The sequence below is a fragment of the Phenylobacterium sp. genome (genome assembly GCF_030651185.1).
GTDB lineage: Bacteria > Pseudomonadota > Alphaproteobacteria > Caulobacterales > Caulobacteraceae > Phenylobacterium.
This window is the reverse complement of sequence record NZ_JAUSCJ010000017.1, coordinates 1-20,122: the sequence shown is the minus strand read 5'-3', so window position 1 is coordinate 20,122 and position 20,122 is coordinate 1. Positions and strand designations below refer to the sequence as shown.

General features: G+C 68.9%; 17 protein-coding genes. 12 read left to right on the top strand and 5 right to left on the bottom strand.

Features of this window, described 5'->3' with window-relative positions; genetic code table 11:
• Window positions 1–24: 24 nt before the first annotated feature.
• From rpiA to Q7J39_RS06750, 4 genes are all read left to right on the top strand, one after another.
• The gene (gene rpiA, locus Q7J39_RS06765) at window positions 25–708 is read left to right on the top strand and encodes a ribose-5-phosphate isomerase RpiA (RefSeq protein ID WP_304821815.1); all 684 of its coding nucleotides are present in this window, start codon (window positions 25–27) and stop codon (window positions 706–708) included.
• A gap of 76 nt (window positions 709–784) precedes the next feature.
• Window positions 785–2,164 carry a glutathione-disulfide reductase gene (gor, locus tag Q7J39_RS06760; protein ID WP_304821812.1) on the top strand — a complete coding sequence of 460 codons (1,380 nt, stop codon included), beginning with the start codon at window positions 785–787 and terminating at the stop codon, window positions 2,162–2,164.
• Window positions 2,161–3,402: an O-antigen ligase gene (locus Q7J39_RS06755; protein ID WP_304821810.1), complete on the top strand. Its 1,242-nt coding sequence runs from the start codon at window positions 2,161–2,163 to the stop codon at window positions 3,400–3,402. Before gor ends, Q7J39_RS06755 begins: the two co-directional genes overlap by 4 nt.
• A gap of 43 nt (window positions 3,403–3,445) precedes the next feature.
• Window positions 3,446–4,825: a class II 3-deoxy-7-phosphoheptulonate synthase gene (locus Q7J39_RS06750; RefSeq protein ID WP_304821807.1), complete on the top strand. Its 1,380-nt coding sequence runs from the start codon at window positions 3,446–3,448 to the stop codon at window positions 4,823–4,825.
• On the opposite strand, the gene Q7J39_RS06745 is transcribed toward Q7J39_RS06750, so the two are convergent.
• Window positions 4,822–6,231 carry a hypothetical protein gene (locus Q7J39_RS06745; protein WP_304821804.1) on the bottom strand — a complete coding sequence of 470 codons (1,410 nt, stop codon included), beginning with the start codon at window positions 6,229–6,231 and terminating at the stop codon, window positions 4,822–4,824. The genes Q7J39_RS06750 and Q7J39_RS06745 overlap by 4 nt on opposite strands.
• Window positions 6,232–6,487: 256 nt before the next feature.
• Between Q7J39_RS06745 and Q7J39_RS06740 the strand changes: the two genes are divergently transcribed.
• From Q7J39_RS06740 to Q7J39_RS06730, 3 genes are all read left to right on the top strand, one after another.
• Window positions 6,488–6,931, top strand: a complete 444-nt coding sequence (locus tag Q7J39_RS06740) for a hypothetical protein (protein ID WP_304821801.1) — start codon at window positions 6,488–6,490, stop codon at window positions 6,929–6,931.
• A 113-nt stretch (window positions 6,932–7,044) separates the two neighbouring features.
• A complete protein-coding gene (locus tag Q7J39_RS06735; RefSeq protein ID WP_304821799.1) occupies window positions 7,045–8,421 on the top strand; it encodes an MATE family efflux transporter in 1,377 nt (458 codons plus the stop codon).
• Window positions 8,422–8,479: 58 nt separating this feature from the next.
• On the top strand, window positions 8,480–8,896 hold the full coding sequence (locus Q7J39_RS06730) for a VanZ family protein (protein WP_304821797.1): 417 nt from the start codon (window positions 8,480–8,482) through the stop codon (window positions 8,894–8,896).
• Here Q7J39_RS06730 and Q7J39_RS06725 read toward each other — a convergent pair.
• The gene (locus Q7J39_RS06725) at window positions 8,893–9,795 is read right to left on the bottom strand and encodes a cobalamin biosynthesis protein CbiG (protein ID WP_304821793.1); all 903 of its coding nucleotides are present in this window, start codon (window positions 9,793–9,795) and stop codon (window positions 8,893–8,895) included. The genes Q7J39_RS06730 and Q7J39_RS06725 overlap by 4 nt on opposite strands.
• A gap of 221 nt (window positions 9,796–10,016) precedes the next feature.
• Between Q7J39_RS06725 and Q7J39_RS06720 the strand changes: the two genes are divergently transcribed.
• From Q7J39_RS06720 to Q7J39_RS06710, 3 genes are read left to right on the top strand one after another with little or no spacing between them, the layout of a single operon-like run.
• Entirely contained in the window at window positions 10,017–10,943 is a 927-nt protein-coding gene (locus tag Q7J39_RS06720) for a Gfo/Idh/MocA family protein (protein WP_304821790.1), read from the top strand.
• Between the two features lie 39 nt (window positions 10,944–10,982).
• Window positions 10,983–11,459, top strand: coding sequence for a glutathione peroxidase (locus Q7J39_RS06715; protein WP_304821787.1), 477 nt, complete (start codon window positions 10,983–10,985; stop codon window positions 11,457–11,459).
• A gap of 16 nt (window positions 11,460–11,475) precedes the next feature.
• On the top strand, window positions 11,476–13,377 hold the full coding sequence (locus Q7J39_RS06710; protein ID WP_304821784.1) for a tetratricopeptide repeat protein: 1,902 nt from the start codon (window positions 11,476–11,478) through the stop codon (window positions 13,375–13,377).
• On the opposite strand, the gene Q7J39_RS06705 is transcribed toward Q7J39_RS06710, so the two are convergent.
• Entirely contained in the window at window positions 13,374–14,681 is a 1,308-nt protein-coding gene (locus Q7J39_RS06705; RefSeq protein ID WP_304821781.1) for an MFS transporter, read from the bottom strand. The genes Q7J39_RS06710 and Q7J39_RS06705 overlap by 4 nt on opposite strands.
• A gap of 56 nt (window positions 14,682–14,737) precedes the next feature.
• Window positions 14,738–16,423 (bottom strand): AMP-binding protein, encoded by a 1,686-nt coding sequence (locus Q7J39_RS06700; RefSeq protein ID WP_304821778.1) that lies wholly within the window; start codon window positions 16,421–16,423, stop codon window positions 14,738–14,740.
• Between the two features lie 114 nt (window positions 16,424–16,537).
• Between Q7J39_RS06700 and ilvD the strand changes: the two genes are divergently transcribed.
• The gene (ilvD, locus tag Q7J39_RS06695; protein WP_304821775.1) at window positions 16,538–18,274 is read left to right on the top strand and encodes a dihydroxy-acid dehydratase; all 1,737 of its coding nucleotides are present in this window, start codon (window positions 16,538–16,540) and stop codon (window positions 18,272–18,274) included.
• The gene (locus Q7J39_RS06690) at window positions 18,274–18,957 is read left to right on the top strand and encodes an aspartate/glutamate racemase family protein (protein WP_304821772.1); all 684 of its coding nucleotides are present in this window, start codon (window positions 18,274–18,276) and stop codon (window positions 18,955–18,957) included. Before ilvD ends, Q7J39_RS06690 begins: the two co-directional genes overlap by 1 nt.
• A gap of 208 nt (window positions 18,958–19,165) precedes the next feature.
• On the opposite strand, the gene Q7J39_RS06685 is transcribed toward Q7J39_RS06690, so the two are convergent.
• Window positions 19,166–19,858, bottom strand: a complete 693-nt coding sequence (locus Q7J39_RS06685) for an NnrU family protein (protein ID WP_304821769.1) — start codon at window positions 19,856–19,858, stop codon at window positions 19,166–19,168.
• Window positions 19,859–20,122: the final 264 nt, after the last annotated feature.

The following is a 20,122-nucleotide window of genomic DNA, read 5'->3' as shown; positions in this document are numbered from 1 at the left end:
GCGAGCTTCGCCTATGTCAGAGCCATGAGCGCAGACGATCAGAAACGCGCCGCCGGCGAGGCCGCCGCGGCCCTTGTCGAAGCCGGCATGACCGTGGGCCTGGGCACAGGCTCCACCGCCGCCTGGTTCGTGAAGGCCCTGGCCGCCCGCAAGCTGGACATCGTGGCGGTCTCCACATCGGTCGCCACCGCGGAACTGGCCGCCAGCCTGGGGATCCGCCTCAAGGAGCTGGGGGAGGCCCGGTCCATCGACCTCACCGTCGACGGGGCGGACGAGATCGGCCCGGCTCTGTCCCTGATCAAGGGCGGCGGGGCGGCCCTGCTGCGGGAGAAGCTGGTCTGGGAGGCGTCCAAGCGCTGCGTGGTCATCGCCGACGCCGCCAAGCGGGTGCCGCTGTTGGGCAAGTTCCCCCTGCCCATCGAGGTGGTGGCCTTTGGGCATGAGACGACCATGCTGCGCATCTGCGATGCGCTGACCGAATGCGACCTCGGCGTTGCGCCGCGCCTGCGGATGAAGGACGGCCAGCCGGTCCGCACCGACGGCGGCAATGTGATCTATGACGCGGCCTGCGGTCGCATCGAGGAGCCGGCCCTGCTGGCGGCGGCGCTGAAGAGCGTCACCGGGGTGGTGGACCACGGCCTGTTCCTGGACCTGGCGGATCTCGCCCTGGTGGGAACCGCCGACGGCGTCGTCTCCGTGGAGCCGTAGTTTATTTGAACTGAGGTGTTCCCGCCTGGCGATCCGATCGCCATTTCTTGCGGCCACGCTTCGAAGGAGTTTTCTCTTGGCGACCTACGACTACGATCTCTTCGTCATCGGCGCGGGCTCGGGCGGCGTGCGCGCCGCGCGGCTGGCGGCCATGTCCGGCGCCAAGGTGGCGGTGGCCGAGGAACACCGCGTCGGCGGCACCTGCGTCATTCGCGGCTGCGTGCCCAAGAAGTTCATGGTCTACGCCTCCGAGTTCGCCAGCTACGCCAAGGTGGCCGAGGGCTACGGGTGGTCGGCCAGTCAGTCCACCTTCGACTGGACGAAGTTCCTCGAGGCCAAGGATCGCGAGATCGCCCGCCTCTCGGGCATCTACGTCACCAACCTCAGCAACGCCGGCGCCGAGATCGTCCACGCCCGCGCCACCCTGAAGGACGCCCACACCGTCGAGATCGTCGGCAAGGGCGTGGTGACCGCCGGCAAGATCCTGGTGGCCACCGGCGGTCGGCCCTGGAGCCCGGAGGATCTGCCGGGCGTCGAGCACGCCATCACCTCGGAAGAGGCCTTTCACCTGCCGGCGCTGCCCAAGTCGATCATGATCGTCGGCGGCGGCTATATCGCCGTGGAGTTCGCGGGCATCTTCGCCGGGCTGGGGGTCGACACCACCCTGGTCTATCGCGGCGCCAACATTCTGCGCGGCTTCGACGACGATGTGCGCTCCCACCTCACCGATGAGCTGAAGAAGCGCGGTATCAAGATCATCCTGGGCTGTGAGCACACCAGCATCGAGAAGACCGACGCTGGCCTCATCAGTCACATGTCCAGCGGAACCGATGTTGTCTCCGACCAGGTGATGTTCGCCACCGGCCGCATGCCGCACACCAAGGGCCTGGGCCTGGAGGCTGTCGGGGTGAAGCTTGCCGAGAGCGGCGCGGTGATGGTGGACAAGTTCTCCAAGACCAACGTCGACAACATCTGGGCCGTCGGCGACGTCACCGACCGCATCAACCTGACCCCGGTGGCGATCCGCGAGGGGGCGGCCTTCTCCCAGACCGAGTTCTACAACAACCCCACCAGCTTCGATCACGACATGGTGGCCTCGGCGGTGTTCTCGCAGCCGCCGGTGGGCTCGGTGGGCCAGTCCGAAGCCGAGGCGCGGCACGAGCACGGCAAGGTCGATATCTACCTGTCCCGCTTCCGGCCGATGAAAACCACCTTCTACGGCGGTGACGATCGCTGCCTGATCAAGCTGGTGGTGGCGCAGGAGAGCCAGAGGATCGTCGGCTGCCACGTGGTGGGGCCCGACGCGCCGGAGATCATCCAGATGGCCGCCATCGCCCTGAAGATGGGCGTGACCAAGGCGCAATGGGACTCCACCTGCGCCGTCCACCCGACGCTCGCCGAAGAGCTTGTCACCATGCGCGACAAGTACGTGCCGGCCGGCCTGAGCGCTGCGTGACCGCGACCGCCCAGCCAGGACCCAAGCTCGCCGCCTGGTGTGGCTGGGTGGTGGCAGGCGGCATGGTCCTGACGCCGATCGTGGGCTGGCTGGCGCCTCTGGCCTTCGCGCCCTTGCTGACCCTGATGGGCCTCCTCACCTTGCCCGCCCTGCGCGTCGAGGAGGAAGACCGGCCGGTCGGGATCGCCGTGGTGACCCTGGTCCTGTGGGCGGCGGGGTCCTCGGCCTGGAGTCCTTTCACCGCCAAGGGGCTTGAGGAGTCGACCGCCGCCAAGCTGATCGCCGAGACCGTGGTGTTCTTCGCCGCCATCTGCGCGGCCCGGGCCGCGTCGCCGCCGTCGCGCGCCATCGCCCTGCGCGTTCTGGCCTGGGGCACGGCCCTGCTGGGGGTGGTGATGCTGATCGAGGGCCTGACCGGCGCGGGGCTCTATCGCGCCGTGCGCGAGGCCATCAACGACCCGATCCGCCCGGATCTGGGGGTGAAGAACGCCGCCCAGGGCCTGTTCGTCCTGGCCATGCTGGCGCCGGCCGCCGCCCTGGCCGCGGTGCGGGTCGCCCGCGCGCCCTGGCTGATCGCGCTGATGGCCCTTGGCCTTGTCGTCCCGTCCGTGACACTGGGGTATGACGCCCCCCTCATCGCCCTGACCGCCTGTGTGCTGGCGGGCCTGGCGGTCGCCGTTTGGCCGAAGTGGGCGCCGCGGAGCCTGGGCGCCCTCGGCGCCGCCTTCTTCCTGACCGCTCCTGCTCTCATCTGGCTCGCGCGGCGGTCCGGTTGGTATGCGGTTCTGGAGAAGGACGTGCCCGTCTCCTGGGCCCAACGCATGGGCTACTGGCGTCACGCCGCCGACTGGATCACCGACCATCCGCTCCGGGGCTGGGGGCTCGACGCCAGCCGCATGTTCAATCCCGGGATCAAGCTGCACCCGCACGACGCCGCCCTGCAGGTCTGGCTGGAGCTGGGGCTGATCGGCGCCATGGCCGCCGCCGTCTTCTGGGCCGCCCTGCTGGCGGGCATGAGCCGCAAGGTCCGCGACCCCGCCCTGGCCATCTCGGCGGCCACCGGAATGGCCTATCTGACCTTCAGCGCCTTCTCCTTCGGGGTCTGGCAGGAGTGGTGGCTGGCGCTCGGCGCCCTGGCGGCCCTGTCCTGCGCGGCTCTGCAGCGACAGCCCGGCCTGACGAAAGGCGCGGCCAATGTGGCTCCCCGGCCATCGACGGCGGCGGTGTTCTCGGAGTAAGAACGCCGGCCCGCAAGCCCAGGCGGGGACGGAGTTGTTTAAGATGACCGAACATTGGACGCCGGCCTCCTGGAGAGCCAAGCCCGCCAAGCACCTGCCCACCGACTATCCGGACGCCGCCGCCCTGGCCGGTGTGGAGCAGACCCTGCGCGGCATGCCGCCCCTGGTGTTCGCCGGTGAAGCCCGCCGTCTGAAGACCCTGCTGGGCGATGTGGCCGAGGGCCGGGCCTTCCTGCTGCAGGGCGGCGACTGCGCCGAAAGCTTCAAGGAATTCCACGCCGACAACATTCGCGACACCTTCCGCCTGATCCTGCAGATGGCGGTGGTGTTGACCTTCGCCGGTGGCAAGCCGGTGGTGAAGGTGGGGCGCATGGCCGGCCAGTTCGCCAAGCCGCGCTCCTCCCCGGTGGAGACCATCGGCGGCGTCGAGCTTCCCTCCTATCGCGGCGACATCATCAACGGCATGGATTTCGACGCCGCCTCCCGCGTCCCCGATCCCCAGCGCCTGCTCCAGGCCTATTCGCAATCGGCCTCGACGCTCAACCTGCTGCGGGCCTTCGCCGGTGGCGGCTATGCCGACCTGTACAATATCCACCGCTGGACCCTGGGCTTCGTCAACGACAGCCCGCAGGGCGCGCGCTACCACGAACTGTCGGAGAAGATCAGCGAGGCCCTGACCTTCATGGCCGCCATCGGGGTCACGCCCGAGAGCCAGCCGGACCTGCATCGCGTAGAGTTCTTCACCGCCCACGAGGCCCTGTTGCTGGGCTTCGAGGAGGCCATGACCCGGGTCGATAGCACCTCGGGCGAATGGTACGACACCTCGGCCCATCTGTTGTGGATCGGCGAGCGCACCCGCCAGCTGGACGGCGCCCACGTCGAGTACTTCCGGGGCATCAAGAACCCGATCGGCGTGAAGGTCGGTCCGACCGTCGAGCCCGACGAGCTGCTGCGCCTGATCGACGTGCTCAACCCGAAGAACGAGGCCGGCCGGCTGACCCTTTATGGCCGCTTCGGCTCCGACAAGATCGAGGCCCGCCTGCCACGGCTGATGGAGGCCACCAAGCGCTCCGGTCGCAGCGTCGTCTGGGCCATCGACCCGATGCACGGCAATACCCTGACCGCCACCAACGGTTACAAGACGCGCCCCTTCGACCGCATCCTGTCGGAGGTGAAGAGCTTCGTGGAGATCGCCAAGGCCCAGGGCGTCCATCCGGGCGGCGTGCACCTGGAGATGACCGGCCAGAACGTCACGGAATGCCTGGGCGGCGCGCGGGCGCTCAGCGAGGGCGACCTGGCCGACCGTTACCACACCCACTGCGACCCGCGTCTGAACGGCGAACAAGCCTTGGAGCTGGCTTTCCTGGTGGCCGAGAAGCTGAAGGAAGACCGGGTCGACGCGGCCCTTCGCGCCGCGGTCTAGCCTGCGCTGACACCCAGCTTCTGCAGGGCGTCGGCGGCATGCCGCGCCGCCGGACCGGGCGGGGCGGTCTCGCCGCTCGCCATGGCCTGGAGCACGGCGAGCTTCTTTGGTTTGGCGGTCATGCCGCCGGCCAGGTCGGCGACCACCCCACCCTCGAGGTCGATGGCGCCGCCCGTCTGGCCGATGCCGTCCAGCAGGTCCTGCACACCCACGACGCCCCTGCCGGCGCGCGTCAGCCGACGATAGGTCCGCGCGAGCACCTGAAGGGCGCCGATCGCGCCGCCCGCCGCGTTCAACAGATCCTGTTTGAACTGGGGAGCCAGGATGGCGGCCTCGACGAAGCGGAGGGCGCGGCGGCGGTTGGCGTCCCCGGTTACGCTCTCCAGCACCGTCATCAGAGCGTCCAGGCCCGGCGCCAAGCCGTTCTGTTCAAGCAGCAGGGTGTTGACGAAGTTCGGCTCCACCAGGCGCTCGGAGCGGCGCAGGATCGCCTCTGCGACGTCCTCGGCGGGCAGGAGGGGGCCGCTGGCCGCGGTCATGGCCACGGCGAGGCCACGCACGGCGGCGATCTCGCCCATGGCGCTTCCCGGATGCAGACGCCGGGGGGTGTCCAGGTCGGCCAGGACCCGCCGACTGATCATCAGCCGCAGGTCGCTGAAGTCGCCGTTTTCGAAGTGGCGCGCCAGCCGGGCGCCAGGCGCGGGCAAGGGCGCGACCAGCTTCTGAAGCGTGGGATGGACTGCGATGATGGCGTCGATGGTCCCGCCGTGAGCCAGGCGCACCAGGGCGAGCAGGAAGCATCCCAGCTCCAGCTCGGTCCCGATCAGCTGGGCGAGGCCGAGCTCCGAACCGCAGATATCCTCCAGCGCCGGCTCCAGGACCCTCAGGGCGAGGGTTCGGGCCGGGCCGTCGGCCGGCGCGGCGACCACCAGGTCGAGCAGGCGCTCCACCTTGCCCTCCCAGGACTCGGCGGCGGCCATGTAGGCGGCGACCCCGGCTGCCAGGCGATAGCCGAAATCGGCTTCGGCCGCGGCGCTGGCCCCGGCGAAGCTGCGGAGGTCGACCGTGGTCAGCAGGCCCTGCTTCTCGTCGCGCAGGATGCGGGCGATCGCCTGGTCGGCCACGGTGTGCAGGCCGCGCATCACCTCATGGACGCTGGCGCCTCGCGCCAGGGCCAGGGGCACGGCGACCTTCTGGAAGGCGTGCTGCAGATCGCGGCTGGAGGCCTCCAGTTTGCGGATCAGGTCGGGCCGATGCAGCAGTTCGAAAGGGGTGGCCTGGTTGGCGGCCAGCCAGGATTCGAGGACGCGGCCGATCTGCTCGCGCGCCACGGGGGCGTAGAGATCGGCGGCGCTGGCGCAAAGAGGTTCGAGGTTTCGCCTGGGGGGGGGCGCTTTGGAGGTCACGGCTATCTTGGGTAGGTCGCCTTGCGGCGACCGACCCTCCTTGTTCGCTTGGGGGGTGACCTGAGCTTGCCGCCCAAAGTCCGTAGGAAATCCTAAGGCCGAGGGGAAAGCGCCGCCATGTGCCGCTGGGTCGCACGCTTCCAGGAAAATTACATATGTAGTTTTCAAGCACGTTTGCGTCGGGCATGCTCCTCCGATGACCGAGATCCGACGAAGGGCCGACTATGGTGGACAGCCGATCCGGCGGGGGAGCGCCTTGGCGTTCGCCGGGGTCGCGGTCTGCGTGGCCGCCCCGCTGGTCGCGCTCACCGTCTGGCATGAATTGGAGATCGCCGCGGACCATCGCGCCCAGGCCCGGGCCCTGACCCGCGATCTGACCCGCCCCGGCCCGGCCTGCCGGGAAATCTCCGAGGCCCAGCACCTCCGGCGGCGGCGACCGATGCGGAACGTTTTCGCCTTCAACGGCGTGTGGTTCGGTCGACGGTTCGGCCATGCCGACTGCATGATGATCGGCCTGTACGAAGCGGGCGCCGGCGATGGCTATCCAGCCTGTCGATTTACTGCGCCGGCGGTCCTGCGAGTGGCGTTCGCCGGCGGGCCGGTGCATATCTTCGATGTCGGGGTTGGAACGTCGGCCACTGTGACGGTGCGCGATCACGTGGCGCGCTGCGCGCTGACGGCGCCATTCCGCCGGCCCTGATGTGCCATTGTTGTCACCGGGGCCCGAGAATCCGCCCGCTCTGACCAAGCTTCGCTTGCGAGGCGAGGAGGGTGGCGGCAGGTTCGCGCCCTCTTTGAAATCCGGTGATCCCCATGGCCGCCCCCTCGGCCCCCGCGAACTCCCCGCCGGGAGGGCGCGCACAAGTCGTCCGCACGGAACTGGCCGAGCTGCTCAAGCTCTCCTGGCCGGTGGTGCTGTCGCGCCTGGGCATCATGGGCATGGGTCTGTCGGACGCCATCGTTGTGGGCCGCTATTCGGCGACTGAGCTCGGCTATCACGCCATGGCCTGGGCCCCCACCAGCGTCATCGTGACCATGACGGTCGGCCTGCTCAGCGGCATCCAGGTGATGACCTCACGGGCCAACGGCCAGGGGCGGCCGGAGATCACCGGCGCCGTCCTGCGGCGGGGGCTGAGCTACAGTCTCTGGATTGGCCTGGCCTCGACCCTAGTGCTGATCGCCGGGGGGCCGGCTTTCCTTCACATCCTGGGTCTGGAGAAGGACCTGGCGGACGGGGCCTCCAAGCCCCTGATCATCTTCGCGCTCTCCATGCCGAGTTACGCCTTGAGCGTCGCCGCCAGTTTCTGGCTGGAGGGGCAGGGCCGACCCAAGCCCGCCGCGGCGATGATGTGGCTGGCCAATGGGGTGAATCTGGCTTTCGATCTGCTGCTGGTGCCCGGCGCCTTCGGCCTGGAGCCGCTCGGCGCCGTCGGGGCCGCCTGGGCCACCACCGGTGCGCGAACCTTCCTGGCCGTCGCCCTGGTGGTCTACATCATCCGCATGCCCGACAGCCGGGCGCTGGGGGTCTTCACCAAGCCCGAGCGCGACCTGGCCGCCGAGGCCGAGCAACGGCGCATCGGCTATGGCGCAGGCGCGTCCAACTTCTTCGAGGTGGCGTCCTTTGCCGGGATGAACGTCATCGCCGGATGGATGGGCGGCCTGGCGGTGGCGGCCTGGGCGATTACGCTCAACGTCATTGCGATCATCTTCATGGTTCCGTTGGGGCTATCGACCGGCGCCGCGGTGCTGGTGGGTCGGGCCTATGGCGCGCGCGACACCGCCGCGGTGAACCGCGCGGGTCTCATCGCCTTCGCGGTGACGGCGGTGTTCGGCCTGCTGGTGAGCCTGATCGTCTGGCCGGGCGCGGGGCTGATCGCCGGCGCCTACACCCATGACCCCCTGACCCTGGCCATGGCCGCGCCGGCCGTGGCGCTGTCATGCCTGTTCCTGATCCCGGACGCCGTGCAGGTGGTGGCCGCCCAGGCGCTGCGGGCGCGGGGCGAGGTCTGGATCCCCACCTTCACTCACCTGGCCAGCTATGTCCTGGTGATGTCCCCGCTGGCCTGGTGGCTGGCCATCCCCATGGGCCTTGGCCTCAACGGCATTGTCTGGGCGGTGATCGCCGCCAGCTTCCTGTCGGCGGCCCTGCTGCTGGCTCGCTTCCAATGGCTGAGCGCCAGGGGCCGCTAGAACGCCCCTCAAGGCGCATCAACGGAGTTTTCATCGGACCTGGGCTAGGTAACCGTCCATGCCCACGTTCCAACCCAAGATCACCGCCAGAATTCTGCTCGCCGCAGCGGTGCTGATCTGCGCTGTGGGCATGCTCGGCCCCTTTGGCGGGGTCGAGAAAGACCTCGTCCCCGAGGACAAGGCCGCCCACTTCATCGCCTTCTACGGCCTGACACTGCTGATGTTCTCCGCATTCCCGAACCGGCGGCGGCTCGACCTGGTGATGCTCGCGGTGTTTGCGGGCCTCGCCCTGGAAATCGGCCAGCGCCTGAGCGGTCGTGACGCCGAAGTCGGCGATCTCCTGGCGGACGCCCTCGGCGCGCTGGCGGTGCTGGCGCCGGTTTGGCTGGAGCACCTGCGCTTCCCACGACGGGAGCGCCGGGCCTTGCCGCTGCGGAAGATCGAGTCGCCGGAGCCGCTGGGCGAAGCCGCCTAGGCTTCGACCCCCAGGATCCAGCCTTCCTCGGCCTCGGCGTCCGCCACCACGGCCGGATCGGCGGTCTTGGAAGGGGCGAAGATCGCCCCGAGCTTGCCCGCCTCGTCCAGCTTGGCGAAGTGCTCGGCGGTCACCCGCACCTGGGCCTGGTCCTTGACCTCGCCGGGCAGGGGCTGGGCCTTGTACAGACTGGGATAGACCTCGGTGACCACGACCTCGACGCCGTCCAGGTCGGCCTCGGTCAGGGCCTTGAAGCCGGTCTCGAAGGGATAGGCCTTCACCGCCTCGCCCCGCGCCAGCTTGAGCCGGCGGACCGCCGGGATGCCCAGGATCGCCTGACCGCCGACAGAGCCATTGTAGTAGAGCTTCCAGATCGACGCGGCGCCCTTGGCCGCCAGGTCGGCGTGACGGAACTCCGGCAGGTCGTCCGCCTCATGGGCCCGTGTCCGCTTGGGCTGCAGGGTTGTGAGCGCGTCCTTGGGCGGGCAGCCCCAGAAGGGGAAGGGCCCGCCGGTCATGCGCCGGTTGATCTCGGAGCCCACGCCGAAGCGGTTGTTCGTGTTGTCGGCCTTGTCCTTGACCATCTTGTCGAGCTGGTCCCAGACCGCCCGCCAGGGCTGCTCACCGGCCAGGTTCAGGGCCTTGGCGAAGCCGCGGGGAAAGCCCAGCGGGAAGTCGAACCCCACCAAGGCGCGCTCCGAGCGCTTCTTGAAGTCATCCAGGATCGTGTTCAACAGCTTCTCGGCCTCTGCCCGGGTCGCCGGGTTGTGGCTCTCGAAGGTCAGGCGGAAGCGGACGTCGCGCTTGGCGACGCCGATCCAGACGGAATCGGCTCCGGTGGACGGCTTGGCCGCCGCGCTCCAGTCGACGATCACATAGGCGCTGAACAGGCGGGACAAGGGACAAGCTCCGGGGGAGGAAAGACGGGAGGCTTGTAGACCTTCCCTCTCGACCGGCCAACGGCGCAGGCGTTCACATCCCAGGTTCTTGCGGGATGGACAGCCCTTGTCGCCCCAACAGGGGCGGCGGCTCCTGCGGGTGATCCCGGCGATCACGGCGCGCGACCAGTGGCGCCAAGCGCCCGCAGCCTGTAAGCGCAGGCGAGCTTTCGGAGTGAGTCATGGCGGAAATCTTGCGGGGCGGCGTGATCGGGGCCGGCGTTTTCGGCGGCTATCATTCGCGCCAGTACGCCAACCAGCCGGGCGCGCGCCTGGCGGCGGTCTATGACCCGCACCATCTCGCCCGCGCCGAGGAGATCGCTCAGAGCCATGGCGGCCAGGCCTTCGCCGACCTCGAGGCCTTCCTGGCGTCGGTGGATGTGGTCACGGTCGCTTCGCCCGGCAGCTACCATGCCGAGGGCGCCTTGGCGGCGCTGGCGGCCGGCAAGCCGGTCTATGTGGAAAAGCCGCTGGCCGTGAACCTGCAGGACGCCGACAAGATTATCGGCGAGGCCGCCAACCGCAAGCTGGTGCTGGCGTGCGGCCATCAGGAGCGGGTGGTGTTTCAGGCCATCGGCCTGTTCGACGTGCCCGAGCAGCCTCTGCGGCTGGAGGCCGTGCGTCATGGCCCGCCGTCGGAGCGCAGCCTGGACGTCTCTGTGGTGCTGGACCTGATGATCCACGATCTGGACCTGGCCCTGTCGCTCAGCGCCGGCCAGCCCCTCGCCGTCGAGGCCACCGGCGTCCGTGACTTCAGCGGCGGCTGGGACCAGGCCCGGGCCGAGGTCAATTTCGACAACGGCTTCCTGGCGGTGTTCGACGCCTCGCGCATGGCCCCGGCCCGCAAGCGCACCATGAAGGTGGTCTATCCCTCCGGCGAGCTGGAGATCGACTTCCTGACCCGGGAGTTCCGCAACACCACCGGCTTTCCGCTCAATCCCGACTTCGCCGACACCCCGGGCGCCAAGGACCCGCTGGGGGCCAGCGTCGCCGGTTTCCTCGCCGCCGTGCGGGGTGACGCACCGCGGCCGGTCGTGACGGGGGAGGAGGCGGCTCGCGCCCTCGATGTGGCCCTGGCCGTCGAACAGGCGTTGGAGGACGCGGGGTAAGGAGGGTAGCCTGTCACCATACCCTTGGAGGAAGCCGCCATGTCCGACGCCTATGATTTCTCGTTCAAGTCTATCGATGGCGCGCCCCTGCCCCTGACCACCTTCAAGGACAAGGTCGTGCTGGTGGTGAACACCGCGTCCGCCTGTGGCCTCACCCCGCAGTACGAGGGGCTGGAAAAGCTTTACAGCGACTATCGCGACAAGGGCCTGGTCGTGCTGGGCGTGCCCTGCAACCAGTTCATGGGCCAGGAGCCGGGCACTGAGCAGGAGATCAAGGACTTCTGCGAGACCAAGTTCAACATCGACTTCCCGCTCACCTCCAAGGAAGACGTGAAGGGAGATACGGCCCATCCCTTCTACAAGTGGGCGCTGGCCGAACTGGGCGAGTCCGCCGACCCGGCGTGGAACTTCCACAAGCTGTTGGTGGGCAAGGACGGCAAGCTGATCCGCGCCTTCGGCCCCCGCACCGAACCGCAGGCCGATGAGATCACCGCGGCGGTCGAAGCCGCACTCTGAAGATCGCTGTCGGCTCATGACCAACGAGGTTTCGCCGTCCGAGGCGGTGACGGACGATCTCAACGAGGCGGTGCGGCTGCATCGGCTGGGCAGGATGGAGGAGGCGGAACTGCTCTACCGCTCGGTGCTGTCGCGCCTCCCCGTCCACCCCTATGCGATGCTCAATCTGGGACTGATCCTCAAGGCGCGAGGGCAGTTCGAGAACGCCCTGGGGCTCTGGCGGACCGCGGCCATCAACAACCCGAACAATGGCGGCCTCCCGCTAGCCTCCGGAAAAGTGTTGGCCATGCTCGGCCGGCTGACCGAGGCTCTCTCAGCCTTCGACCAGGCGCTCAAGATCGCGCCGGCCGATTTCGACGCGCTGAACTGCCGCGGAAATGTCCTTGCCAGGCTTGGCCGCCAGTCGGACGCCCTGGTCAGCTACGATCAGGCGCTCGCCGTCCAGCCGGACTACGGGCTGGCCCTTATCAACCGGGGCAACGTGCTGGGCTACCTCCGGCGTCCCGAGGAGGCCGTCGCCAGCTACCGCGAAGGCTTAAGGCTGCACCCCGGCAGTGTGGAGGCCCTGGGGCAGTTACTCCATCAGCAGCTCCAGGTCTGTGATTGGGCGGACTATGGGCAAACCCGCGCCCTGATCGCGCAACGGATCGGCGAGGGTGCGTCTGCCGACCTGCCCTTCAGTTTCCTGGCCCACAACGACGATCCCGCCGCGCAGCTCGCCTGCGCCCAAGTCCACGCCAAGGGGCGGTTCCCGGTTCGCCCCGCGCCGCTCTGGAACGGCGAGGTCTACCAGCACGACCGGATCCGGGTGGCCTATGTCTCGGCCGACTTCCGCAACCACGCGGTGGCGCACCTGATCGCCGGCCTGTTCGAACACCACGACAAGGCGAGGTTCGAGATCAGCGGCTACGCCCTGGGCCCGCCTTCTGACGACGCCCAGCGCCGGCGAATCCGTGCGACCTTCCCGGTCTTCCATGATGTCTCGCGGCTCAGCGATCTGGAGGTGGCCCGCATGATCCGGGCGGCGGAGACCGATATCGTCGTGGACCTGACCGGCCTCACCACTCATTGCCGCCCAGGTATCTTCGCTCACCGACCCGCCCCGCTACAGATCAACTATCTGGGCCATCCCGGAACCCTGGGGGCCGACTTCATCGACTACATCCTGGCCGATCGGCACGTCATCCCGCCGGGCTCCGAACGGTTCTACAGCGAGCAGGTGATCCGCCTACCGCACAGCTATCAGGTCAACGATCACAGCCGGGCCGTGCCGCCCGAGACGCCGACGCGGCGCGAGGCCGGTCTGTCGGATGCCGGCGTCGTCTTCGCCTGCTTCAACGCGACGTACAAGGTGACCCCGGCGGTGTTCGGCGTCTGGATGCGGCTGCTGAACAAAGTCCCGGCCAGCGTGTTGTGGCTGCTGGAGTCCAACCCGGCGGTGGTCCGGAACCTACGGGCCGAGGCGGAGGCGCGCGGGGTGTCGGGCGACCGCCTGGTGTTCGCGCCGAAGATGTCGTCGGGCGATCATCTGGCCCGCCATCGACTTGCCGACCTCTTCCTCGACACCCTGCCGTACAACGCCCACACCACCGCCAGCGACGCCTTGTGGGTCGGCCTGCCGCTGGTCACCTGCGCTGGCCAGGGCTTCGCCGCGCGGGTGGCCGCCAGCCTGCTGGAAGCGGTCGGCCTTCCCGAGCTGATCACCGAAAGCCTGGAGGCCTATGAGGCCCTGGCGCTGGAGCTGGCCACCCAGCCGGCGCGGCTGGCCGACCTCAAGGCCCGGCTGGCCGCGAGCGTCGAAACCGCGCCTCTGTTCGACACCGACCAGACCCGCCGCCACATCGAGGCGGCCTATACGACCGTATGGGAGCGTCAGCAGCGCGGCGAGCCCCCGAAAGCCTTCGACGTCGAACCCTAGTCCTCGACGATGCGGCTGTGCTTGCGCGTGTCGCGCATGAAGACATAGACCAGCAGCGAGACCCCGATCACCACGGTGACGTAGGTGAAAAACCAGGTCTCGTGACCCTTGGACTTGAACCACAGGGCGACATATTCCGCCGTGCCGCCGAACAGGGCGTTGGCCAGGGAATAGGGTAGGGAGACCCCCAGCGCCCGCACCTCGGTGGGGAAGAGTTCGGCCTTCACCACTCCGTTGACCGAGGAATAGGCCGCCACGATCAGCAGGGCGCCGGCCGTGATCCCGAACGCCGCCAGGGGATCGCGGGTGACCGCCAGGGTCGAGAGGATCGGCCAGGTCAGGGTGACGCCAGCCACGCCGAAGGCGATCAGCAGCGGGCGGCGGCCGACCCGGTCCGACAGCATGCCAAGCAGCGGCTGGGCCAGCATGAACACCACCAGGGCGCAGGCGGTGATGGCTGTGGCGGTGTCCTTGGAGAAGCCCGAGGTGTTGACCAGGAACTTCTGGATGTAGGTCGAATAGGTGTAGTAGCCGAGCGTCCCACCGGCGGTCAGGCCCATCACCAGCAGGCTCTCCCGCGGGTGGGTGGTGATCAGTTTCCAGGTGCTGGCGCGCTCACCGCTGCGCGCATGGAACGACGGGGTCTCGTGCATCCCGCGTCGGAACCAGAACACCGCCAGGGCCAGGGCGCCGCCGATGAAGAACGGGACCCGCCAGCCCCAGGCCTGCATGTCCTCCTGGGACAGCAGAGCGCTCAGCACCAGCAGGGTGGCCACCGCCAGGAGCTGGCCGCCGATCAGGGTTGAGTAGAAGATTCCCGACCAGAAGCCGCGGTTGTCGCGCCCGGCCATCTCCGACATGTAGGTGGCGCTGGTGCCGTATTCGCCGCCCATGCTGACGCCCTGCAGGATGCGAGCGGTGACCAGGATCGCCGGCGCCCACGCGCCGATCGCCTCGTAGCCGGGGCAGAGCGCGATGATCAGGGAGCCGAAGCACATCAGGCTGACCGAGGCGACCATGGCCGCCTTGCGCCCCGCGCGGTCGCCATAGAGCCCCATCAGCCAGGCGCCCACCGGCCGGGCGAAGAAGCCGACTCCAAACACCGCGGCGGTGTTCAGCAGCTGGGCGGTCTGGTCGCCGTCGGGAAAGAAGACCTTGGCGAAATAGAGGGCGAAGGCGGCATAGACGAACCAGTCATAGGTCTCGACCAGGTTCCCGGCCGAGCCGGCGAGGATCGAGCGCAGCCGATCAGAGGCGCGCACAGGCGGCGCGAGAGGCGTCTCCGCCGGAATATCTATGGCCATGAACGCGCCCTCCCCAGAACGGCGCGGATACGACCCCGTTTCGGCGCGCAGTTCAACTAGGCGGTCTGGGCCACGGTCAGGTTGAGCTCGGCGATCATCTGGTCGCGAATCAGGAACTTCTGCACCTTGCCGGTCACGGTCATCGGGAAGGCGTCCACGAAGCGCACGTAGCGGGGGATCTTGTAGTGGGCGATCTGGCCGCGGCAGAAGTCGTGCAGCTCCTCCTGGGTGGCGGTTTCGCCGGGCCTTAGCCGGATCCAGGCGCAGAGCTCCTCGCCGAGGCGTTCGTCGGGGACGCCCACCACGGTGACGTCCTCCACCTTGGGATGGCGATAGAGGTACTCCTCGACTTCGCGGGGATAGACGTTCTCGCCGCCGCGGATGACCATGTCCTTGATGCGGCCGACGATGTTGCCATAGCCCTCGGCGTCGATCACCGCGAGGTCGCCGGTGTGCATCCAGCCCTCGGCGTCGATGGCCTCGGCGGTCTTCTCCGGGTCGTCCCAGTAGCCCAGCATGACCGAGTAGCCGCGGGTGCAGAGTTCGCCCGTCTGGCCGCGAGGCAGGGTGTTTCCCTCCAGGTCGACCACCTTGCATTCCAGGTGCGGTTGGACCCGGCCGACGGTGCCGACGCGGCGGTCCAGGGGGTCGTCCTGGGAGCTCTGGAAGCTGACGGGTGAGGTCTCGGTCATCCCGTAGGCGATGGTGACACTGCTCATGTGCATCCGGCTGATCACCTGCTTCATCACCTCCACCGGGCAGGGGGAGCCGGCCATGCAGCCGGTCCGCAGGGACGACAGGTCGTAGCGGTCGAAGTTGGGGTGGCCGAGGGTGGCGATGAACATGGTGGGCACGCCGTAGAGGCCGGTGCAGCGCTCGGCCTGGACGGCCTCCAGCACGGCTGTGGGGTCGAAGCCGTCGGAGGGATAGACCATGGCCGCGCCGTGGGTCAGGCAGCCCAGATTGCCCATCACCATGCCGAAGCAGTGGTAGAGCGGCACCGGCAGGCAGAGGCGGTCGCCGGGTTTCAAGCCGATGGCCTCGCCGACGAAGAAGCCGTTGTTGAGGATGTTGCGGTGGCTGAGGGTCGCGCCCTTGGGCAGGCCGGTGGTGCCGCTGGTGAACTGGATGTTGATGGGGTCGGAGGCCATCAGGGTCGGGGCGAGGGCGGCGAGCCGCAACATGTCGGCCGCCGTGGAGAGACCAGGAACGGCCTCGAAGGGCAGCCAGCCCGACCTGGGCGGGCCGCCGATCTGAATTACAGTTTTAAGTTGTGGAAGGCGGGTGGAGAGGATCTGGCCGGGTCGGCTGGCGCCGATCTCCGGCGCCAGGCTGTCGATCATGTCGGCGTAGAGGCTGGTCTTGAAGCTTTCGGCCGCCACCAGGGCCTTCACCCCCACCTTGTTCAGCGTGTAATCGACCTCGGATAGCCGATAGGCGGGGTTGATGGTCACCAGGATCAGGCCGGCCCGGGCGGCGGCGAACTGGGTCAGGGTCCACTCGGCGCGGTTGGGAGACCAGATTCCGATGCGGTCGCCGGGCGCGAGGCCCAGCGCCAGCAGTCCGGCCGCCATGGCCGTTGCGTGACCGTCGAGGTCCCGCCACGTCCAGCGGATCCCCTGGTGCACCGAGACCACGGCCTCCTGATCGGGCCAGCGGCGGGCGGCCTCGGACAAGGCCTGGCCGATGGTGTCCTCCCGCAGGGGCGGTGTTGTCGCTCCGCGCGCGATGGCGTCGTCCATGTTGGTGTCCTCCCGGCGTGAGCTTCGCGCAAGTTAGCGCCCGTGACCATGCGGCCTTCCAACTGCCTTCGCCGACCGGTACGGAAGGGGCCAATTGAACGGAAGGCCGCCGCCATGACCCGCAAGCCCGATGGTACCTGGGACAAGTCGAACCTCCCCAGCCGCCACGTGACCGAGGGCCCGGCGCGGGCCCCGCACCGGTCGTACTATTACGCCATGGGCCTGGGCAGCCGCGAGATCGCCCAGCCCTTCGTGGGGGTCGCCTCCTGCTGGAACGAGGCCGCGCCCTGCAACACCGCCCTGATGCGCCAGGCGCACGCGGTGTCCGAAGGGGTGAAGGCGGCCGGCGCGACGCCGCGGGAGTTCTGCACCATCACCGTCACCGATGGCATCGCCATGGGTCACGAGGGCATGCGCTCGTCCCTGGTGAGCCGCGACGTCATCGCCGACTCCGTGGAGCTGACCATGCGCGGCCACGGCTATGACGCCCTCGTTGGCATCGCCGGCTGCGACAAGTCCCTGCCGGGGATGATGATGGCCATGCTGCGGCTGAACGTGCCCAGCGTCTTTCTCTATGGCGGCTCCATCCTGCCGGGGTCGTGGCAGGGCCGCGACGTCACGGTGGTGGACGTCTTCGAGGGCGTCGGCATGCACTCGGCCGGCAAGATGAGCCTGGAGGACCTGTGCTCCCTGGAGCAGCACGCCTGTCCGTCGGACGGCGCCTGCGGCGGCCAGTTCACCGCCAACACCATGGCCTGCGTGTCGGAGGCCATCGGCCTGGCCCTGCCGCTCTCGGCCTCCCTGCCCGCGCCCTATCTGAGCCGCGACGCCTATGCGGTGGCCTCGGGGGAGACGGTGGTGCGGCTGATCGCGGAGCAACTGCGGCCCCGCGACATCGTCACCCGCAAGTCCTTCGAGAACGCCGCCGCCGTCGTGGCCGCGACGGGGGGCTCCACCAATGGCGGCCTGCACCTGCCGGCCATGGCCCATGAGTGCGGCATCGAGTTCACCCTGCGCGACTTCGCCGAAATCGCGGCCCGCACCCCGCACATCGCCGACCTGAAGCCCGGCGGCCGCTTCGTGGCCAAGGACATGGGGGAGGCGGGCGGCATGCCCATGCTGCTGAAGACCCTGCTGGAGGGCGGTTTCATCCACGGCGACTGCATGACCATCACCGGCAAGACCATCGCCGAGAACGTCAAGGATGTGAAATGGCGCGACGACCAGGTGGTGATCCGCAAGGTCAGTGAGCCGCTCTCACCCACCGGCGGTGTGGTGGGCCTGTGGGGATCGCTCGCCCCCGACGGTTCCATCGTCAAGGTGGCCGGCATGACCAGCCACCGCAGCCATCGCGGGCCGGCCCGTTGCTTCGACGGCGAGGACGCCTGTTTCGCCGCTGTCGAGGCCGGCGACTACAAGGACGGCGACGTCCTGGTGATCCGCTATGAGGGCGCGCGCGGCGGTCCCGGCATGCGCGAGATGCTGTCCACCACGGCGGCGCTGTCGGGTCAGGGTCGGGGCGACAAGGTGGCCCTGATCACCGACGGCCGGTTCTCCGGCGGCACGCGCGGCCTCTGCGTCGGCCATATCGGTCCCGAGGCCCAGTTGGGCGGGCCCATCGCGCTGATCCAGGACGGCGACATCATCAACATCGACGCCGACGCGGGCATTCTCGACCTGGAGGTCGATCCCATTGAGCTGGAGAACCGCCGCCGCCACTGGGAGCCGAAGGTCACCAACTACAACTCCGGCGCCCTGTGGAAGTACGCCCAGATCGTCGGCCCCGCCCACAAGGGCGCGGTGACCCATCCCGGCGCGGCGGGGGAAACCCACGTCTACGCCGACCTGTGATGAAGACGCTCGGCCTGCTGGGCGGGATGAGCGCCGAGAGCACGACGCTCTACTACCAGGAACTCAACCGTCTGGTCCGCGAGCGGCTGGGAGGGCTGCACTCGGCGCAGCTGTTGCTGTGGTCGGTGGACTTCGCCGGCATCGCGGACCTGCAGGCGCGGGGCGAGTGGGCGCAGGCCGGGGCGGTTCTGGCCGACGCGGCCCGGCGGCTGGAGGGGGCCGGCGCGCAGGCCATCCTGATCTGCGCCAACACCATGCATCTGGTGGCCGATCAGGTGCAGGCGGCGGTGGGCGTCCCGGTGATCCATATCGCCGACGCCACGGCCGACGCGGTCAAGGCCGCGGGCTGCTCGCGGCCGCTGCTGCTGGCGACGAAGTTCACCATGGAGAAGGACTTCTACCGCGGGCGGCTGGCGGCGCGGGGGATCGAGGCCGTCGTTCCGGACCAGGCCGATCGCGACCTGTTGCACGCCATCATCTATGACGAGCTCTGCCAGGGGGTGATCTCGGCGGTGTCCAAGGCGCAGGTCCTGGCGATGATCGCCAAGGATGGCTCGGCCGACTGCGTGATCTTCGGCTGCACCGAGGTCGGGCTGCTGCTGGCGCCGGGCGACCTCGCCGTGCCGGTGGTGGATACGGCGCTGGTGCATGCGCGGGCCGGGGTGGATTTCGCGCTGGGGTAAACCAATACCCCGCTCACCCCGGCGAAGGCCGGGGCCCAGGTCGTAGGTCATGACCTGAGTCCAATGACCTGAAACGGTTGATGAATCTGGGTGACTGCTTTGCGCCGCCGCTTCGCGGTCCCGGCCTTGGCTGCTTCGCGCCGCCGCTTCGCGGTCGCCGGGATGAGCGGATTTGAGGATGGGCGGGCGTTTCTCCCCGCCCCGCCGATCAGGAGACCGCCGAGACCCCGAACAGGAAGGGGTGGGCGAAGACCAGGGCGACATAGACGACGATGGCCGCCAGAATCCGCCAGAGGCCGATCTCGCCGACCTTCAGGGACTGGCGGCCCGTCAGGATGGCGGCGAAGGGGATGTTGGAGGTCTGGGCGGCGAAGGGGGTCCAGGTGTCGCCCAGCGCCCGCTTGCGCTTGGCGTCGATGCTGGCCGTGCCGAACAGGGCCAGGACCAGCATGGACCCGAACAGGGCGATGCTGGCGCGGTCGCCGTTCACCAGCAGGTGGCCCGCCGCCCACAGGGCCACGCCCCAGAGGAAGGGGTGGCGGGTGACCCGCAGCATGCCCTTGACCACGTCGGGCCGCTGCAGAGCACCCTCCTGCTTGACGCTGGTGGGGTTGGGGGTGGTCAGGCCCACCACCACAAACAGGAAGGCCACGGCCTGGAGCGCGAGCTGGATCTTCCAGGTCAGGGGCGTGATGTCCCAGTAGGCGAGGTTCCAGTCGGCGTTGCGGCTGCCGGCGAAGGCCAGGCCCAGCCAGGCGAGGCCGGCCACCGAGGCCAGGGAGAAGAGGCCCATATAGGGCCCGTCGCCAATCTTGCCGGTAATGGCGTCGCGCAGGGGGGTGCCGGAGACGAGCAGGTGCAGCAGGACGAAGAAGAGCGCGGCGGCGAGCAGGCTGGTCATGAGAACCTCCCTCAAGGTGAGGGGAGGGTGGGGCTATGGATTTACGGTGTCAAGTTTAGGAATTCCTCCTCCGAGCCGGCCTGCGGCCTGGGGAGGAATTAGCGCTCGTCCTCGTCCAGGTCCTCGTCGTCCTCCCAGGGCGGGGGTTCGGCGCCGGCGCGGGGGGCGGGGGGCGGGAGTTCGGCCTGGGGCGGCGGCGGGGCCGGGGGCGTCGCCAGGGGGGCGGTCACGGCGGTGGCGGCGGCCGCGGCGGGGGTGAGGGCG

Bases quoted from the DNA above. Each gene is read 5' to 3' on its own strand.
- rpiA (WP_304821815.1), top strand. From the start codon at position 25: ATGAGCGCAGACGATCAGAAACGCGCCGCCGGCGAGGCCGCCGCGGCC.
- Q7J39_RS06750 (WP_304821807.1), top strand. From the start codon at position 3,446: ATGACCGAACATTGGACGCCGGCCTCCTGGAGAGCCAAGCCCGCCAAG.
- Q7J39_RS06735 (WP_304821799.1), top strand. From the start codon at position 7,045: ATGGCCGCCCCCTCGGCCCCCGCGAACTCCCCGCCGGGAGGGCGCGCA.
- Q7J39_RS06730 (WP_304821797.1), top strand. From the start codon at position 8,480: ATGCCCACGTTCCAACCCAAGATCACCGCCAGAATTCTGCTCGCCGCA.
- Q7J39_RS06720 (WP_304821790.1), top strand. From the start codon at position 10,017: ATGGCGGAAATCTTGCGGGGCGGCGTGATCGGGGCCGGCGTTTTCGGC.
- Q7J39_RS06715 (WP_304821787.1), top strand. From the start codon at position 10,983: ATGTCCGACGCCTATGATTTCTCGTTCAAGTCTATCGATGGCGCGCCC.
- Q7J39_RS06710 (WP_304821784.1), top strand. From the start codon at position 11,476: ATGACCAACGAGGTTTCGCCGTCCGAGGCGGTGACGGACGATCTCAAC.
- Q7J39_RS06705 (WP_304821781.1), bottom strand. From the start codon at position 14,681: ATGGCCATAGATATTCCGGCGGAGACGCCTCTCGCGCCGCCTGTGCGC.
- Q7J39_RS06700 (WP_304821778.1), bottom strand. From the start codon at position 16,423: ATGGACGACGCCATCGCGCGCGGAGCGACAACACCGCCCCTGCGGGAG.
- ilvD (WP_304821775.1), top strand. From the start codon at position 16,538: ATGACCCGCAAGCCCGATGGTACCTGGGACAAGTCGAACCTCCCCAGC.
- Q7J39_RS06690 (WP_304821772.1), top strand. From the start codon at position 18,274: ATGAAGACGCTCGGCCTGCTGGGCGGGATGAGCGCCGAGAGCACGACG.
- Q7J39_RS06685 (WP_304821769.1), bottom strand. From the start codon at position 19,858: ATGACCAGCCTGCTCGCCGCCGCGCTCTTCTTCGTCCTGCTGCACCTG.